This is a genomic window from Leptospiraceae bacterium (assembly GCA_015075105.1).
Classification (GTDB): Bacteria; Spirochaetota; Leptospiria; order Leptospirales; family Leptospiraceae; genus JABWCC01.
In genome coordinates this window covers 496,550-513,780 of the sequence record JABTUZ010000002.1, presented here as the reverse complement: position 1 = coordinate 513,780, position 17,231 = coordinate 496,550, and the positions used below count along the sequence as shown (strand labels likewise).

At 33.4% G+C, this 17,231-nt stretch carries 13 protein-coding genes; 5 read left to right on the top strand and 8 right to left on the bottom strand.

Features of this window, described 5'->3' with window-relative positions:
- The first annotated feature begins 113 nt into the window (after positions 1 to 113).
- Entirely contained in the window at positions 114 to 3,371 is a 3,258-nt protein-coding gene (locus HS129_12370) for a SpoIIE family protein phosphatase (protein ID MBE7412833.1), read from the top strand.
- A 48-nt stretch (positions 3,372 to 3,419) separates the two neighbouring features.
- Here the strand turns inward: HS129_12370 and HS129_12365 are convergent, their stop codons facing one another.
- Positions 3,420 to 4,028 (bottom strand): DUF3332 family protein, encoded by a 609-nt coding sequence (locus HS129_12365; GenBank protein MBE7412832.1) that lies wholly within the window; start codon positions 4,026 to 4,028, stop codon positions 3,420 to 3,422.
- A gap of 129 nt (positions 4,029 to 4,157) precedes the next feature.
- Here HS129_12365 and HS129_12360 point away from each other — a divergent pair, with 129 nt between their 5' ends.
- From HS129_12360 to HS129_12350, 3 genes are read left to right on the top strand one after another with little or no spacing between them, the layout of a single operon-like run.
- Positions 4,158 to 5,612 (top strand): MBOAT family protein, encoded by a 1,455-nt coding sequence (locus tag HS129_12360; protein MBE7412831.1) that lies wholly within the window; start codon positions 4,158 to 4,160, stop codon positions 5,610 to 5,612.
- Positions 5,612 to 6,703 (top strand): hypothetical protein, encoded by a 1,092-nt coding sequence (locus HS129_12355; protein MBE7412830.1) that lies wholly within the window; start codon positions 5,612 to 5,614, stop codon positions 6,701 to 6,703. The genes HS129_12360 and HS129_12355 overlap by 1 nt, the downstream gene beginning before the upstream one ends.
- A gap of 39 nt (positions 6,704 to 6,742) precedes the next feature.
- Entirely contained in the window at positions 6,743 to 7,552 is an 810-nt protein-coding gene (locus tag HS129_12350) for a hypothetical protein (protein ID MBE7412829.1), read from the top strand.
- A 10-nt stretch (positions 7,553 to 7,562) separates the two neighbouring features.
- Here HS129_12350 and HS129_12345 read toward each other — a convergent pair whose 3' ends face one another.
- From HS129_12345 to HS129_12320, 6 genes are all read right to left on the bottom strand, one after another.
- Positions 7,563 to 8,582 (bottom strand): hypothetical protein, encoded by a 1,020-nt coding sequence (locus tag HS129_12345; GenBank protein MBE7412828.1) that lies wholly within the window; start codon positions 8,580 to 8,582, stop codon positions 7,563 to 7,565.
- The gene (locus HS129_12340) at positions 8,579 to 10,090 is read right to left on the bottom strand and encodes a tetratricopeptide repeat protein (GenBank protein ID MBE7412827.1); all 1,512 of its coding nucleotides are present in this window, start codon (positions 10,088 to 10,090) and stop codon (positions 8,579 to 8,581) included. The genes HS129_12345 and HS129_12340 overlap by 4 nt, the downstream gene beginning before the upstream one ends.
- Complete coding sequence (locus HS129_12335) at positions 10,087 to 10,800, bottom strand: tetratricopeptide repeat protein (GenBank protein MBE7412826.1); 714 nt, start codon at positions 10,798 to 10,800, stop codon at positions 10,087 to 10,089. Before HS129_12335 ends, HS129_12340 begins: the two co-directional genes overlap by 4 nt.
- 14 nt (positions 10,801 to 10,814) lie before the next feature.
- Complete coding sequence (locus HS129_12330; protein MBE7412825.1) at positions 10,815 to 12,209, bottom strand: hypothetical protein; 1,395 nt, start codon at positions 12,207 to 12,209, stop codon at positions 10,815 to 10,817.
- A gap of 143 nt (positions 12,210 to 12,352) precedes the next feature.
- Positions 12,353 to 13,642, bottom strand: a complete 1,290-nt coding sequence (locus HS129_12325; GenBank protein MBE7412824.1) for a hypothetical protein — start codon at positions 13,640 to 13,642, stop codon at positions 12,353 to 12,355.
- Positions 13,643 to 13,737: 95 nt separating this feature from the next.
- Positions 13,738 to 15,438, bottom strand: a complete 1,701-nt coding sequence (locus tag HS129_12320) for a Kef family K(+) transporter (protein MBE7412823.1) — start codon at positions 15,436 to 15,438, stop codon at positions 13,738 to 13,740.
- Positions 15,439 to 15,688: 250 nt separating this feature from the next.
- On the opposite strand from HS129_12320, the gene HS129_12315 reads away from it, so the two are divergent.
- On the top strand, positions 15,689 to 16,801 hold the full coding sequence (locus tag HS129_12315; protein MBE7412822.1) for a suppressor of fused domain protein: 1,113 nt from the start codon (positions 15,689 to 15,691) through the stop codon (positions 16,799 to 16,801).
- Between the two features lie 10 nt (positions 16,802 to 16,811).
- Here the strand turns inward: HS129_12315 and HS129_12310 are convergent, their stop codons facing one another.
- Positions 16,812 to 17,201, bottom strand: coding sequence for a PilZ domain-containing protein (locus HS129_12310; protein ID MBE7412821.1), 390 nt, complete (start codon positions 17,199 to 17,201; stop codon positions 16,812 to 16,814).
- Between the last annotated feature and the right edge of the window lie 30 nt (positions 17,202 to 17,231).

The following is a 17,231-nucleotide window of genomic DNA, read 5'->3' as shown; positions in this document are numbered from 1 at the left end:
TCATAAAAATATTTTCGATTGAATTTATAAAATTATTCCGATAATTGATAGAAGATGAAGATATATGTCCTCAATATTACTTACAATAATTTTAAAAAAATTAGGAGTTTCCTGTGGCGCTACTAAATATAATTCAAACAAATTCACATTTTAACTTTCTTTCCTTTGGAACTCTTCTTGCTTTAGCTTTTATTATATTTCTCTCGGTATTTTTATTAACTCTTAAAAACAAATCAGAAAGCACTTTTCATTTAGGGTTTGCCTTTCTGTGTTTGTCGTTGTTTATGTTTGGGTATCTTACTGCGGCAGCTGTCTATCATCCATTTGCTGCCTACCACAGATACTTTACCACTTTTTGGGTTTTGCCGACTATCACTCATATTGGGCTTTGGGGGATGTATTATCCTGAAAATAATCACCCAAAAATGACTAAAGTGATTATGATTGGCGGCTGGGGCATTGCTATTGCTGCGGAAATCTTTTTTATCCTAAACACATACTCTGTTCCAAGAAAATACCACTTTACTGGCCACTATTGGGATTTTGATGCAGAGCCTATCAGTAAAGCGTTTGGAATCTTGATCATGCTCTATTCTGTAATTGGATTTTTAGCTAGACCGGTAGGGAAGTTTATCATTGTCAAAACCAAAGAAAGATGGACAATTCTACAGATGGGTTTAGGCTTTCTTGTAGCCGCTACTGTTCCCAATATAACTAACGTACTTAGTAGAGATGGTGTGATTGATCGAGAGATTTATCTTCTTTCTCTTGTATCTTTATTCGTTTTAGGATTTTTCTTTGTAGTTTTAATTTTTATCAATCATACTAAAGATAAAACTACCTTCATGGTTAAAATTGTTGGTATCACTCTCGTAACTTTCTTCTTAATGCTTCAAGGGCTTAGCTATTTTGTTATGAAAGACAACGATAACGCTTATGATGCTTTGCGATTAGAATATTCTGATCGAGTAATAGAGGGAGGAGCAAAAAATAAAGATATTCAATACCTGCTTCAATTAGATAAAAAAGGTATTGTGTATAAAGACTATAAAGAAAATCAAAATCTTGATGTTGCTTCGATTAAAGAAGATTTCCTAAATACAATCGTATATGAAGAAATCAATAATTTACCTGAAGCAAATTTTCGTTCTGATTTAAAAAAAATCTTATCAAATACTCATGAGACTTTTGAGGGGTACAAAGCAGCCATTAATGATTTTCTTGAAAATAACCCTTCTTTAGACAACCACTCTCTTAAAGAGAACATCTTTCCTTTTTTTGCAAAACTCAACCGATCTTCGTTTGTTCACACGAATAAGATTAGCGTACTTTCGAGCGAGCACTTCTGCAAGGAAGCTACGAAATATCTTGATCAAAATAAAGGATTGATCCATTTCCGTGATGCGATTTACAAACACCTCAAAGATTGTAAATGGGATGAAAAAGAGTTAAGCTCAAAAGAATTGCTGCATGAAATTGATAAATACTTTCGGTATTTTAAACCTGCGGAAACAAGACACTATAGAAAAAGTTTAGATAGCTACGATAAGCAAAAACACTTTGTCGCTTTTATGACTTACGATAAAAATACAAAACTAATTTCTGAAATCGGTTTTTCTTACCTTACCTATCGGGATTACATTCACCCGGCAGCAAAAACTCAAAAAATTATATTAGGTATTGTTTTAGTTGTAGTTATTTTCCTTTATCCTTTGTTTTTCAAAGGTAGTTTAATTAACCCACTTCAAAGTCTATTGCGTGGTGTGACTAAGGTAAATCGGGGAGAACTCGATGTAGTTGTGCCTATTAAAGTACAGGACGAGATTGGTTTCTTGTCCGGGTCTTTTAACTCCATGGTAGCCTCCATCAAAGATGCGCAAGAGAAGCTCCAAGATTATGCTGACAACTTAGAAGAAAAAGTCGAAGAAAGAACTCGTGAAGTTCGAGAGAAAATGGAAGAAATTAAAGCACTGAAAATCCATCAAGACGGAGACTACTACCTCACTTCACTTCTTACAAAGCCTTTATTTTTTAACGCAAATAAATCTTCTAAGGTAAAAACAAATTTTGTGATTAAACAAAAAAAGACTTTTGAATTTAGAAACAAACAAGCAGACCTTGGAGGAGATATTTGTGTTACGGGTAATTTAAAGTTTGGAACTCCAGATAATTTCAAAAGATATACTATGGCAATGAATGGAGACGCTATGGGAAAATCTATGCAAGGTGCAGGAGGCTCTTTAGTTATGGGAGTTGTGATGAATTCTATCATGGCTCGTTCTGCCGGAAATAAGAGAATTTTAGATTCCACTCCTGAACAATGGCTCACAGACATTTACCACGAGACAAATGGTGTATTCAAAAGTTTTAACGGAACTATGGTACTTTCTTGCGTAGTCGCAATTGTTGATGACGAATCCGGAGAAATGTGGTATTTTAATGCAGAGCATCCATTCAGTGTATTGTATAGAGATGGTAGAGCAAGTTTTATAGAAGACAGACTCAACCTAAGAAAACTCGGACTCGATTCAGAGATTGAATTTCAAGTCTTCAAATACCAACTACACCCGGGAGATGTTATTATTCTGGGTTCCGATGGAAGAGACGACATTAATTTAACTCCTGACGAAAACACACGTACAATTAATGAAGATGAAAACCTATTTCTAAAATTTGTAGAAGAAGGGAAAGGAGACATTCCTGCAATTATCGAACTAATTAAAAAAGCTGGAGAAATTACAGACGATTTATCTTTCTTAAAAATTGATTTTCAAGGGAATGGAAATGAAGAAATTGCAGAGCCAACAACACAAACTATTTCAAATGAAGTTGCCTCTTCAGAAGATAGTGTGGTTATTGATATTGATGGCAGCTACCCTGAAGAAGAGGAAGACGTAGAATCGTACTACCAAGAAGCAAAAAAATTCTTAAAGGAAAACAATCCTGAGCAAGCCCTAAAAGAATTAGAAGCGGGTTATTCAAAAAGTCACAACAACCCAAAGCTAAATAAACTTTTGGCTTTACTAAGTTTCAAAGGAAAAAACTACGATACTGCAATTGAAGTACTTGGAAAATATCTTGAATACGACCCTGATGTTGCCGATTTCTGGTTTTATCTTTCTATTGCACATAAAAGATTAGGAAAGTATGAGTCCTCACTCGAAGCTGCTGAAAAATTAAAAAATATTCAACCACAAAATATTCAGAATCTAATCAACCTGGCTGATTTGAATAGGATTTTAGGTAGAATAGAAGATGCTCTTGCTTATCAAAGAAAGGCAATTGATTTAGATCCAAATAACAGAAGTGCAAAAAAACTTGCAGAAATCCTGCAAAAAAATCAAACCAGTGGGACAATAGAGGAAGAATAGATTTTTATTAAAATACGGCAGGTTCACCTGCCGTACGTAGGAATTTAATTATTGTACTTCTGCAGCGTATCTTTTCTCGATTGCTTGAAAGTCTTTTACATCTACAACTTTTGAAGACTGTAATTTACCAGCTTCTGCCATTTTCAAAATCATTTTAGAACCAACAGTTTGAGAAGAAATTTCTATTTCTTTCATTTTACCATTCACTTCTTTAAAAATTTTATTAGGTTGATTTCTGAATGCAAAAAAAGTTTCGTTAGTATCGCCTTTTTTTACTTCCATTGCTAATTTTGCACCATATTCTGAAAAAGTAAGTTTTACTTCTTCGTCTTGGTATTTCATACTTTTTACGTATTCACCTTTTTCGTTGTATTCGTTTAACCCAACTAGATTGTTTCCTGTCCAAAACTCAATCAAGTTGATGATAATAAAGTCAATTAAAAATGCTATACCATAAATTGGTAAAATTAAGAATACATACATAATAATTGTCTTAAAAAATCTTGCAACGATACCGCCACCGATGTTTATAGAATCATTGAACCCATAAACTTTTCTGGTAAGAGCGAACTTTCCAAAGCAGTTTCCAAAAGCTAAGAAAAACCCTCCAAGTAAAAGCGTAACGAATGCTACATTGCGTAAAAATTTTTTAGTCATTTTAGTCTCCTAAATCAAATTAAGTTATATAGATTTTGCCCTTTTTAAAACGGCAAGTCAAAAAAGAATTTTTCTCGACGAATTCAAAATATTTTTTATTCTGCTTATATTTAGGAAACGGAAAACCAATTGCTATTTGCTACATTAGAATACCTCATTTTTTTTATCGTCGTTTTTATATTTCACTGGTATATATTTCCTGCAATCATTCAAAACGATGAGAATCGAAGAAAATCAGTTCATATTTTTCTTTTGATAGCCAGCTATTTTTTTTATATGAGTTGGGATTATAGATTTGGAGCTTTAATTTTATTTTCAACCTTCATAGACTATTACCTCGCAATTTTAATCGAAGAAACAAATAGCCATCGCCAAAGACTAACCTATTTAATTATCAGTTTATTTTTAAATTTGGTGTGTGTTCTTGGATTTTTCAAATACTATAATTTTCTTGTTTCATCGCTCGGAGATTTTCTTTCTATTTTTGGAATGGAAAATTTTTTACCTGTTTTAAAAATTACTCTTCCGGTGGGAGTTTCATTTTTTACTTTTCAATCTTTAAGCTATACAATTGACGTTTATAGAAAGATTATTCCGAGTGAAAGAAGTTTTATTCGATTTGCTTTGTTCGTTTCTTTTTTCCCTCAATTAGTTGCAGGTCCTATTGTTATGGCAAAACAATTTCTCCCACAACTGTTCAATAAAGTTTCTCTTGATGAAATTCCTTTTCGCAAATCTATAAGATTTTTTCTATTGGGGTATTTTAAAAAAGTTATCTTGTCGGATAACGTATCGCCGATTTGTGATTTGATTTTTGCTAATCCTGAAAATTACGGCACTTACGCTCTTTGGCTTGCCAGTTTTCTTTTTTGTGTTCAAATCTATTGCGACTTTAGTGGATATACCGACATGGCGTATTCGTCTGCTCTGCTTCTTGGGTACGAGCTTCCAGAAAATTTTAAAATGCCTTTCTTATCTAAAAGTTTTACTGAGTATTGGAGAAGATGGCACATTTCTCTTTCTACTTGGCTTCGTGATTATGTTTACATCTCTCTTGGTGGAAGTAAAAGAGGCTATATCTCTCATAAGTTTAATATTTGGTTTACCATGTTTGTGGGTGGTGTTTGGCACGGAGCAAACTGGACTTTTGTAATTTGGGGAAGCATACAGGGATTTCTACTGTTAATAGAAAGTCTGTTAAAAGATTTCCGACAAAAATATATTCATTTTGATTACTCGGGCTTACGTCCGTATATGGATGTTTTCCGAATTCTTTTAACTGTTTTTCTTACGGCTACTTTTGGAACTTGTTTCAGGGCAGAATCCTTGACCAAAGAATGGATTATGATTTCTAAAATGTTTACTTTTCACGATGGAGGACTTCGACCCTATATGCTAAAGACAGGAATTCCTGCGATACTAAGCGTAATCATCGGTCACTATCTTGGCTATCTTTTCTTTGAAAAAAATATAAATCTTAAAATACCGAAATTCTTAGAGTACGCAAGCTACCCTTTTATCATTTTAATTTTTCTTTTACTAACACCTGATAAAAAAATACCTTTTATCTATTTCCAATTCTAATGAAAACTTATTTAAGAATTATTTCTAAATCATCAATAAAACTTACCTTATTCGTATTATTTCTTGCTCTTTCCAATCAAGTTCTATACCCACAAGAAATATCTATTCGGAAAGTCTCCCCATCGGATTATGTATTTGATAGTTATTCTGATGAAGGATATTTTCAAGGATGGAATTTATATTTTTACAATAAAGAATATCATATATTTATCACATTTCTTGTAAGTAATCTCGGACCAAACGATTTAAACCACGGTGTAAGTCTATTTTTACAATCCCGAAAAACTGGAACTAAATTCTACACCAAAGAATTTGGAGTAAAAACTTTACAAGCCAAGCGAGGATCTTTTGGACAAAGAAGCTACGACAACTTCATGTTAATGAAGGAGGATTTTTGTGAAATTTATGTGAACACAGGCGAAGCAAAACTTCATTTAAAATTCAAAACAAAACCAATTGGTGTAGCTCTTTCCTCGGGAAAATTTATTGTTAAACCACCAGAAAAATTTGTTCGAGCCGATATTCCTTTTGCATTCAGTGAGGTTTCTGGTAAGCTAAACTTCAATAATGAAGAAATTCTACTTAATGGTATTGGTGGGATGGAGCATTTGAACACTAACTATGAGGTTTATAAATATTCAAAAAGATGGGAAATTTTAAGAGGTAAATCAAAAGAAGGGCACTTAATTTTTACGGGAGGATTTATAGGAAATAAAAACTTTCCTGGAGAATTCTTTAAAACTATTGCTGTAGTCTCGCCAACCGGAGAAGTTATTTTATCGGGAAAGGTCAAACGTGTAGAAACTCTCAAAGAATCTTTTGAACCGTTTTCTGAATACACTCTACCCACATCGGAAAATATTTATTTGAGCGATGATTCGTCTTGTTATATCTCTACCGAAATTAAAGAATCTCTCGGTAAGATTTATGTAATTTCAAACGTTTCTCCCGTGTTACGTTTTTTTGTCAGATTGTTTTTTGCAAAACCTTACCAGCTTCACTATACAACTCAAATAAAAATCAATTGTCCAGAGAAAATTCCTTTCACTGAAGGAAAAGGTATCCATTCTTTTTATCTAATCAATAAATAAATTGTTTTCTAAATTGTTAAAAGAAAATAGTATAGATTTATGAAACGATTTTTTTATTTCGATAAATTTCCCTTTTTCTTTTTTATTTTACTAATTTTTATAAATTTTTCCTTATTTTCTCATCCAATTAAAAAAGATGGTTTAGTATTTGAAACATACTCTAAAGAAAATTTTACTATTCATCACCGAGGGAAAAAGAAAGCAATTGAAAGTTTGACCTCAGAACTTCTCATCTTTCAAAATCAAGTTTTACCTACCTATTTTAGTAATCTTCCTCCTAAAATCGTTATCTATCTCTACCGTAACACCACGGAGTATAACTCAAAAAAGAATACACAACATGAGACCTACGCTCATTTTGAACCTAAGTCCAAAGAATTATTTAGCTTTGTGGATAGTGGGACTGGACCGATTTTTCATGAGCTTGTCCACCTTTACCTATCGTTACAATCTATTTCCAATAATAGAATTCTATGGTTTGAAGAAGGCTTCTCTTCTTTTTTTGAATCTCCCAAAAAAGACAATTTTGGTAATTATATTTTTGATGAACCAAACTGGAGAATGGAATCTATCAAAGGAAAATGGACCGATTTAAGTACATTTATAAAGACAATTGATTTAAGAGAAAATCACAGTAAAGCACAAGCTCGAATACTATTTCTATGGCTTTTTAAAAAAAATATTTTACCTCAATTTATAAAAACCTACCACGAAAATTTAGATTTTGACAATAGTGGCGCAGAGGCATTACAAGAAGTAACGGGAACTCAAATAGATGAAATTAATATTGAAATGAAAAAATTTAAAGAGGAACTGGAAAATTCCAGCTCCTCCAAATCCGTAAAATAACTTTTAATAGTTATTTGCCTATCTTAAATTTTTTTCCATCACCAAGTAATTGTATTTCTAATTTAAAATCCCCGTCTTTCACATCCATTTCTTTCCCCGCAATCAAACGAGATTCTCCTTTTTCAAAGTTACCAGAAGAATCTTCCGATTCAGAAACATATAACTCTAATTTATTAATTCCTGGAGTGAGTAAATACATCGGTATATGATATTCACCTTCAAAAATATCCTTAGCTATTTTATTAGGATCAATGTAAAATTCATCTAGATAAATCGAATTTGAATAGGCTTTAAGAAAAAAATGTTTTTCTCCATATTCAGACTTTGCATCTTCAATTTTTACTTTTAACTTCAATGTATCCGGTATATCTCTTGATGTTTCTTGAGATTTTACAAACTTAATAACACAGTCTGCTTTTTCTGTGGCATCACGAGGAGCTAATTTTTTGTGGATATTGGAAGACAAAACTTCATCAATCAAAAACTTTTTTCTGTTTTTTAGTTGAACTGATTTTCCACGGAAATTTGTTCCATCCCATTCCATTACAATTGAGTCAATATCTTTCACCGGAAATTGTGAATAATAATTTTTCCCTGTTTCTCTTGCTCCAATTATATCTAAAAAAGCCAATGGCCTTGTTTGTTGCTCTAAAGATTTCAGTGAATAGTTTGCTTTAATTATCCACATCTTTGCAATTGAACCAATATCTTTAAAAGACACCGACTCCGGTTTTAGACCTGCAATTTTACCTATATCAGTTTGGTTAATAATTACTAAATCTTTATCTTTAGGATCGCCTGAAATTAATTTTCCATTTAAAGAAGAGAAATGTACCATACCAACATTCATCTGTCCTATCTCTTTTTTATCTCTAAAGATATACAAGGTCTGACCGGGACGAAACGCTGCCGGAGATACGTGCCTTACTGTGATACTTTTTGTAGTCGGGTTGAAGTCTTTTACCTCTCCAAAATCAACAGCGAGTAAATTTCCCGTAATAGATAAAAGCAAAAATATTACAATTTTCAAAGTCTGCACCCCGTATCCAAACATGTTCTTGCAGCATCAGCCGCAGATGTTCCTGGATACTGCTCAATAATCATCTTGAAAATTTCTTTACTCTTTTCACTATTTCCTGCAGCCTGATAACCAAATGCAATTCCTGTGTATGCTTCGGTTAGAATTTCATAATCAGGTCTTCTTTTTATCACATCCTCAAGAATTTTTCTGCCTTTTTCAAAGTTCTTTAAATAAATCTGAGTAATAAACCCTTCCCGATACATTGCATACCCACTCATTCTATGTCTTGGGTAACGCTTATAAAATTCTTGATAGCTTGCAATAGCTTCCTGATATTTTCCCTGCCCTTCTAATGATCCACCATTTTGAAAAGCACTCATATCTATTGGAGGCATTTTTATCAATGGAACTTTGGTCGTCTCCATAGCCTTGATCTCAATTTCTTGGCTCATAGTGTCTCTATCTTCGTGTTTAAATACAAGAGTGTATTTTCCTTTTGGCATGTCTTCGATTGTTTTAGGACATAATCCAATCTCATCAAGTCTCGAACCTTGCTCCTTGTTTTCGATAAAAATAGAAACCCCATCGGGTTCGCAAGCTTCCACTGTTAATTTTCCGTTTACGTGAAAAACTTCTTCATTTGTTTTTGAAGCAACCTCTTCCATTGCAGCAGCAAGTTGTTTCTCGTCTTCCCATTCTATCATTGAAGTCACAATTGGAAGACCGGTTTTTACATTTATAATTTGGTAGCTAAGAACTCGATCGTTATTGTAAACTTTTAAAGAGCCGGCAAGATAATGAGTTATTCCTCTCGCTTCAAAAAGTGGTGCGTTAGTTTCTACAAGCCCGCTCATCGCAAGCCTCTTCTCATTCATGATATCTGCAATACGTGAATTTTCTACGATTTGAAATTTACCTTTATTTTTGAATGCGGTTGTGAGCACTGAATCGAGTATATTTCCTATTGGAATTTTTTGCGCTGCCTCATTGGATGCCTTGATTTTATAAATAGCAATCCTAAAACCACCCTCTCCCTGTTTCTCTTGATCTTCAAACGAAGTTTCACTGGATGCAATTGCTTTGAATTTATCATTCAACTCAGACGCTAAGTCCACCACAAGGTTATCCGGGTTTTTCCCAGTGATACTTCCTGAGTACAGAACTGAATAAGTTTTTTGGCTAACAGCTCGAAGATTGAATATGTAACCATCGGTATGTTTGTGAATATCCCCAAATACAAGTATATTCAACATTTTCATTTCGGCGTTGTTATCGTCACACTTTACTATCCCTGCCTTGCATTGAGTGACTTGCTCCCATGCAACTTGAAAAGCATCTCTATCTCGAATCGTTACGCCTTTTTGTTTTTGCAGCTCTGTTTGCAAAGAGTTAGAGATTTTTTCTTGATCTAAACCAGAGTCATGAGTCTTTACTACCGTAACTCCTGCTGTTACAGAATATACGTTAGACGAAACCACTAAACAAATTCCAATTATACTAATTATCAGTTTTTTCATGCTAAATTTTTCAGCCAAAGTTTGACTGCCTCCACATCGTCCCCATAAGGATTTAATTCTAAATACTTCTCATAGTACTTTTTCGCTTCTGCTTTTTTTCCGGACTTCTCGGAAAGAATTCCTGCATTTTTATACGGCTCTGCCATTGTTGGATTTTTTTCAATTGCTCTATCTAAAATTTTAATTGCTTCCAAAGAATTTCCTTTTCTATCAAATACAACAGCCAAATTTATTTGTGCTGTTAAATGGGTTGGGTTTGAATCAATCGCTTTTTGGAAATACTTTTCTGCTTGCGGTAATTTATTTTTAAAAAGATAGACATTCCCAATCAAATAATTAGCTCTGTCATAACCTGCATCTCTTCCAAGAACTTCTTGCAATACAATTTCAGCTTCGCTAAATTTTCTTTCATACAAATAATTTTCGGCGATAGATGTAAGTGCTTTTTTATTCGTAGGGTTTAGTCGTTTTGCATCCCTTGCAACCTGAAGAGCCTTTTTAAAGTCTCCTTTTTCGCATAGCAATTCAGAGGCTTCACCCCAAAACGCAGCCTTCTCATTATCATCCGTTGTCTTCTCTGCTTTTACCATAAATTCATTAATTTTCTGGTTAATTTCAGATTTTTGAATTCCTGCAGAATTCGGATTATACTTTTCTTTGCAAAACACAAAGAAAAGTATAATCGCAAGTGTTAATAATTTTTTTTTCATTTCAATCTCCTTTTTTATTTTTTATAAATTACAGCGTCTCTATCTTTTTCTGCTCTACCGGAGGTCAAACTAACTTTGATATTTGTAAACGATGTAGTTGTAATTTTCCCTTTACCAATTTCTTTTCCTGCACTATCCAAGAATATAATCTCTTGACCTACCCGGACAGATTTCGCATTTGTCGTAGAGATTGTAATAGAATTTCCTGCTACTGCAAATACGTTTCCTTTAAATAGGATTTCTTTTTTCTTTTCTTCTATAGATTCTTTTGGAAGAGTGTTTGTTAAATCGAGAATCGCTAAAGAATCCGGAGAAACTGTGCCTTTTTGAATTTTAGCTTTAGCGACAAATTCAATAGCTGTTGAACTCTTATCTATTTTTTCGATTCTAACAACATTAGTTTCTTTTGTATCTGAACCATGAACTATAAAATCCTTATTAACTATTATAGTATTTATATCTGTAATAGTTTGAGGATCTAATGTGGATTTATTAATTACTACAAATATATCTGATTTAGGATTCTTTCCGATTCTGATTTTTCCAGTTATTTTAGTCACACGAGAAATCAAAAGGTCTCTTTTTAAAAAATAAATTACCTTTAGCCATTCATGGTGAATCTCTCTGTTTTTTGGTAATAGAAATCTTGGAATAATCACGCCTCCCATTCTCCAGTGAAACCCATCGTATCCTATTCCAACACCTATTACTGGCCCTTTTGTTATAGCTTCGTTATATCCTGTTGCGTCTTTATAGAAATACCCAACTCCAAAAGCTCCCCACATACTGCCTGCTACAATTCCATTACTTGAAAATGGCGAAAATGGGAGAGTGCTTGTTACTTTATCGTCAATTTGAGTAAATCCAGCATGAGCGCCAATTCCTACTGTTAACCCCATTGAAAAACCTTGACCAAACCATCTCCTACCAGAATAGTCGATACAATTTGTGAATCCAAACGCATACGCAAAGCCAAGATATATCGCAAAATTTCCTGATAAATTGTGGTATTTGCAACTTGCCTGACGAGAAGTCCAGCTACCAAATCTATAGTCTTTGTCCAATGCTCTTTCGCTATACAACGTAAATCTCTTGGACATTTCTATATCAGTTGTAGCTCCCTCTGATTCAAATTCTTGAATAGCACCGGTTTTACATAAGTTTAATAAATTTTTTATTTCACCCAAGTTCCCTTTTTTTTGATAGGATGCAAGAAATAAATTTTTTCTTATTTTTTCAGATGAGACTTCTCCTACACAACCTGCAAGCTCGTCTAATAATTCTAAAATTTCTTCTGTAGGCTCCGTGTTTAAATTCTCGTTAGCTACCGGATACCCACTTTTTGGCATGGTAGCACAATTTGCTAAGAAACTCGATACTATCAGAAACATAAAAATATATTTTTTCATTTTTTTTCCTTATTTATTTAACACAAAAAATTAAATTTGTAAAACGAACATACTGGTTTTCAAAAAGTTTGTCAATACCACAAATTAGGTATTTTTGATTTTTTTAAAAAAATAAATTATTTTTGAATTATTTAGAATGATTATTATTTTCCTATTCTCTGTCCATCTTTGTAGTTCTCTGTGATTTCTCCTTTTTCATTCATATAAAAACCTTCCCAAAAAGAATTCTCTTGGAAAAATCCTTGGTAGATACCGCTATTTTTTAATTTTAGTGCACCTTTCCCGTGCCATTCAAAATTCTGAAAATCTCCAGTATATTCCCTTCCGTCTATCAAAATCGCTGTACCGTTTCCATCTTTACAATTTCCTGATTTACAATAAAAATTTTGGTAGAACGTCCCTTTCAAAATTGTTCCATCAGCAAATGTCAATACACCTTCTCCATGCATAAGATTGTTTTTGATCCCACCTTCGTATTTCCAATTTCCAATATTTACATCATAAGGCAACTCAACCTGATTTACTAAAATTCCTTCTTTTTGAATTACTGCGTTTTTAAAATATCCTTCTAATCGAAGTCCACTCATTGAAATTCCAATTCCATGCCCATTTTCACAATCTCCGATTTGACACAAAATATAACCTATCCATTTTCCTTTTTGTCGTTTTTGAATATTTCCGGATAACAAAGAGGCTTTTTCAGGATTGTCAGGAAAAAATTCTTTTGCACAGTTTATAAATGGAGCAGGAGATAAACTATTGCATTCAAAAATTCCTTCCCCATACGGATTCCCACCCTTAAAATCACCAGTGTAATATCCTAAACGATAGATATATTTTTTGCTTTTTGTGTTTATGCAATCTCCTTCAATACAAATCCCTGAAAAGTTTGGAAAATTTCCAATGTATTTACCAGAAATCTCACCTAAATAACTATTCCATTTTACTTGTCCAACAAGATTATCATTTTTCCATTGTCCGGTTATTTCCTCTCCATAGAAAATTGCAGTTCCTTTTCCGTTTCTTCTCCCGTTCTTAAAATTCCCAGAATACTGAAAACCACCCACCCTGCATTCTTCTTTTCCTATTCCTTCCATGCAATCACCTTCGATACATTTACAATTTTCGCTCTTCACTCTCCAATATACATCTTCATTTTTAGTTACTGCGGACATTCCTTTTTTTGTTGATCCTGATTTTAGTTTTAATATTGCCTTCGTAAAAAAAATTTCCCTGACTTCGCCTTCTCCATAAACCTTTTCGTTCTCTACAAAATATATTCTTGTACCATAACTCAATGTAGTAATTCTATCTCCTTTAATTATTACACTGTTACCTGAAACTTTTGAAACAGAACCCGTAAAAGCGAAAAGTGTAAGCCAGGGAAAAGCAATTACCATAAAAATATTACTCAATAGAAATCTATTTCTCATTTTATTTAAACCTCATACTAATTTTAAAAAATAATTTTAAGAGAAATGTTTTCTTTGTCAATACCACAAATGAGGTATTTTTACATTATTCTTTTCTATTTTTTCTTAACTGAATATTTCTGTTCGATGTATTCAAACATACTGTCTGCAAGTTCTGCTTCCTCAATGAAAATTTTTCCGTGGGTTTCTTTTTTCAAAAGCTCTGCTTCTTCCTCAGTTTGAATTCTATATATGATTTCAATAGTTGGGTTTAGAGTTTTTGCGATTTCTAAAATTTTTCTGATTTTGAATGTATCAGGAATTGCCACTACTAAAGTTTTTGCACGAACAATATGCGCTTGAATCAAAACTGAGGGCTCCGAGCTGTCGCCAAAAACTGCTGGCAATCCACGACTTCGTAAACTTTCAACTATATCCCTATTTTCATCTGCAGCTACAAAGCGAATATTGGACTGGATTAATCTTTCTCCAATTCTTTTTCCGACTCTTCCGTATCCTACAAGAACTATATGACCTGTTAAATGTGCAGGCGTAAAACTCATTGGTAATTCAGCTAAAGGATCATCACTTCTTTCCAAAAGATTTGCCAAATTGGATTTTGTTCGCACCCATTTTTGAATCGGCTCGATAGTTTTAAATAATAAAGAGTTTAAAGAAATAGAAATTATTGATCCGGATAAAATCAAACTATGTCCTTCGATGGACAATAAATTTAAAGAAGCACCAAGAACTGCCAAGATAAACGAGAATTCTCCGATTTGAGCGAGGCTTGCAGAAACTGTTAAAGCTGTATTTAATGGATAACGAAAAAGCAATACTAATAAAAATGCAGCCACCGATTTACCAAAAATAATTATAAGCACGACCGAAATTACTTGTAAGGGTTTTTGAATAACTATCTCAGGTTGAAAAAGCATTCCTACAGATACGAAAAACAATACTGCAAAAGCATCCCTTAAAGGTAGGGATTCTTCTGCTGCTCGAAAACTTAAATCAGATTCTTGCAAAACCATTCCGGCAAAGAATGCGCCTAACGCAAATGAAACACCAAAAAGTACCGAAGATACGTAAGCTATTCCAACTGCTGCCGTGATGACACATAACGTAAACAATTCTCTGGATCCAGTTTGCGCTACTTTCCATAGTAGCCATGGAAAAATACGCCTCCCAAGAAAAATCATCAAAAATATAAAAACGCTTACCTTACCAAATGTGATTCCAAGTGTTACCCAAATAGATTCAGAACTTTGAACCGGTGCCGAATATCCACCCAGCCAACCGGATAAGGGAGGCAGTATTACTAAAACTAAAACCATTGCCAGATCTTCTACAATCAACCAACCCACAGCAATCCTACCATTGATTGTTTCGAGTAAGCCTCTCTCTTCTAATGCTTTTAAAAGAACAACAGTGCTTGCAGTAGATAAAGTAATCCCAAATACAAATCCTTCTCCGTAGCTCCATCCCCATGTTTTTGCGAGTGTCATTCCCATCAAAGTAGCAACTGCGATTTGAACAATGGCTCCGGGTAGCGCAATTTTTCGAACTGACAATAAATCATTTAACGAGAAATGGAGACCCACACCGAACATCAAAAGAATGATACCGATTTCTGATAATTGACCGGATAACTCAGCATCAGCTACAAATCCTGGAGTTGCCGGCCCTGCAATGATTCCTGCGATTAAGTAACCGATAATTGTGGGAAATTTTAGCTTTGCTGCAATAAATCCAAAAACTAAAGCTAATATAAAACACCCTGCAATAGTAGTAATTAAAGTTATTTCGTGTGGCATCTTGATTTCCCTATAATTAACACACATACAAAAAGTTTTTTTGGAAATAAATAGGTTCAAAAACTTATTAAGATCGTTATTTCTTAATGAGGATAAAACCCATTTTAATATTTTTGCAGAAGTGTCATAATTCATTTACAACATTTTCTTTCTTACTCATTTTGTTTATTATAAAAAAACAATTATTCTACTAATGAAAATATTTTTTCTATTCAATTCATAGTCTAAAAAGAAAGTGTAATACAATCTTATGGAAAATTTAGATACTAAAATAATTTATCAAGAAACAAATCCTTATTCTTCCTTAACTGCATTTTTAGAAGATGACAATAGAACAGTCTATCTTTATATTCAGTCTGAATACAATCACCAATTTGGAATTAAATCTTTATGGATTAGAAATTTAATAGATGCCCCGAAATCCAGAATTCCGGAGGATTTAAAATCGGGTTTAGCTCCTGTGTTAATTCAAGATGAAACTTTTTTTCCAAACGCACAACCTTCTATTGACAAAGAAGATATTCATCTGATTTGGACTGAAGAAGGTGACGGAGTCGCACTGTTTATTAAAGACGAGCTTTACGCATTTTTACCTTCGACTTCCGGCATAAATGGTTTTCACGGCTATTCCAAAGAAGCAAAAGAAAAAGCATTGACCGCAAGTCCTCTCGGCAATTCAGAAAATGGTCCTATCCCTGAATTAATAAATCAATCCAGAAACTTTTGGGAATATAGATCGAATAAATCTTCATGGAAAGAAATTCAAGAAAAAAGAATTCAGTTTCTAGAAAACAGACTCGGGAAACATACCGGCTACTGGTCTGCTGATGGAGGAAAATATCCACCTCTTGCAATCACAAAATTTTCACCCAAAGACTATGATCAAATTATTCTATATTCTACAATTGGGATGAGCGCACAAAACATGCCTCAAGTAGATTTGTACCATAAAGATTATTTGAATTACTCAAGAATAGAAATTATTTTTGCTTATCGGTTCACAGACTCTCCTGAAAGAGCAGACACTTGGGTGCCTCACTTAATCGGAGAGCTGATAAAGTTTCCTTGGAATACAATTAAGTGGTTTGGACACGGACACACTATTGAAATTCCAAAACGTGACCCTGATTCTCTATATTTAAACTTTACTACTTTAGTTATTATAAACCCAAATCAATTCAAGTTTTTAAATAGTCCGCCTGACATAAATGGATTGATTTCAGAAAATAAAAAACAAGTTACTTTTCTTTACTTGCTTCCAATTACCGAAGAAGAAGCTTATACGATCCGAGAAAAAGGAATTAATTCTTTTGTTGAGAAATTACATTGGTTTCATAATTCCGAAAGAGAATCATTTATCTAGTCTAAGCAGTTTAAGCACCGGGCTTTTTCTTAGATTTGTCATCAAAAAAAGAATCGTGTATATAGCCTTGAATCACTTCTTCTGTTGCAGGGATTAAATCCTTATATTTCATAACACAATCTTTTCCTGATGTTCTTACAATTTCCCCGGGAACACTGATCAATTTTCCTGATAACTTGAACTCAACTTCTAATCTGTCACCGGGGTATAAACTCATAGGAGACTGAAAAGTCATCCCACCTGTTCCAAGATCGATCAACTTACAATCTATGGGTTTTCCTTTTCCATTTAAAGTATAAAAGCCTGTGATATCAAGACGAATCCTCGCTTTTTTTCTTTTTTGCTTTGAAGGATCAAATACCTTAAAAGAATCATTAAAAATTGACTTTTCTCCAGCCATAGTACCTTCCTAATAATTAAAATAGTTTTT

Excerpts from the sequence above, each read along its gene's own strand:
- HS129_12365 (MBE7412832.1), bottom strand. The coding sequence starts at position 4,028 with ATGACTAAAAAATTTTTACGCAATGTAGCATTCGTTACGCTTTTACTT.
- HS129_12355 (MBE7412830.1), top strand. The coding sequence starts at position 5,612 with ATGAAAACTTATTTAAGAATTATTTCTAAATCATCAATAAAACTTACC.
- HS129_12350 (MBE7412829.1), top strand. The coding sequence starts at position 6,743 with ATGAAACGATTTTTTTATTTCGATAAATTTCCCTTTTTCTTTTTTATT.
- HS129_12340 (MBE7412827.1), bottom strand. The coding sequence starts at position 10,090 with ATGAAAAAACTGATAATTAGTATAATTGGAATTTGTTTAGTGGTTTCG.
- HS129_12335 (MBE7412826.1), bottom strand. The coding sequence starts at position 10,800 with ATGAAAAAAAAATTATTAACACTTGCGATTATACTTTTCTTTGTGTTT.
- HS129_12330 (MBE7412825.1), bottom strand. The coding sequence starts at position 12,209 with ATGAAAAAATATATTTTTATGTTTCTGATAGTATCGAGTTTCTTAGCA.
- HS129_12325 (MBE7412824.1), bottom strand. The coding sequence starts at position 13,642 with ATGAGAAATAGATTTCTATTGAGTAATATTTTTATGGTAATTGCTTTT.
- HS129_12320 (MBE7412823.1), bottom strand. The coding sequence starts at position 15,438 with ATGCCACACGAAATAACTTTAATTACTACTATTGCAGGGTGTTTTATA.
- HS129_12315 (MBE7412822.1), top strand. The coding sequence starts at position 15,689 with ATGGAAAATTTAGATACTAAAATAATTTATCAAGAAACAAATCCTTAT.
- HS129_12310 (MBE7412821.1), bottom strand. The coding sequence starts at position 17,201 with ATGGCTGGAGAAAAGTCAATTTTTAATGATTCTTTTAAGGTATTTGAT.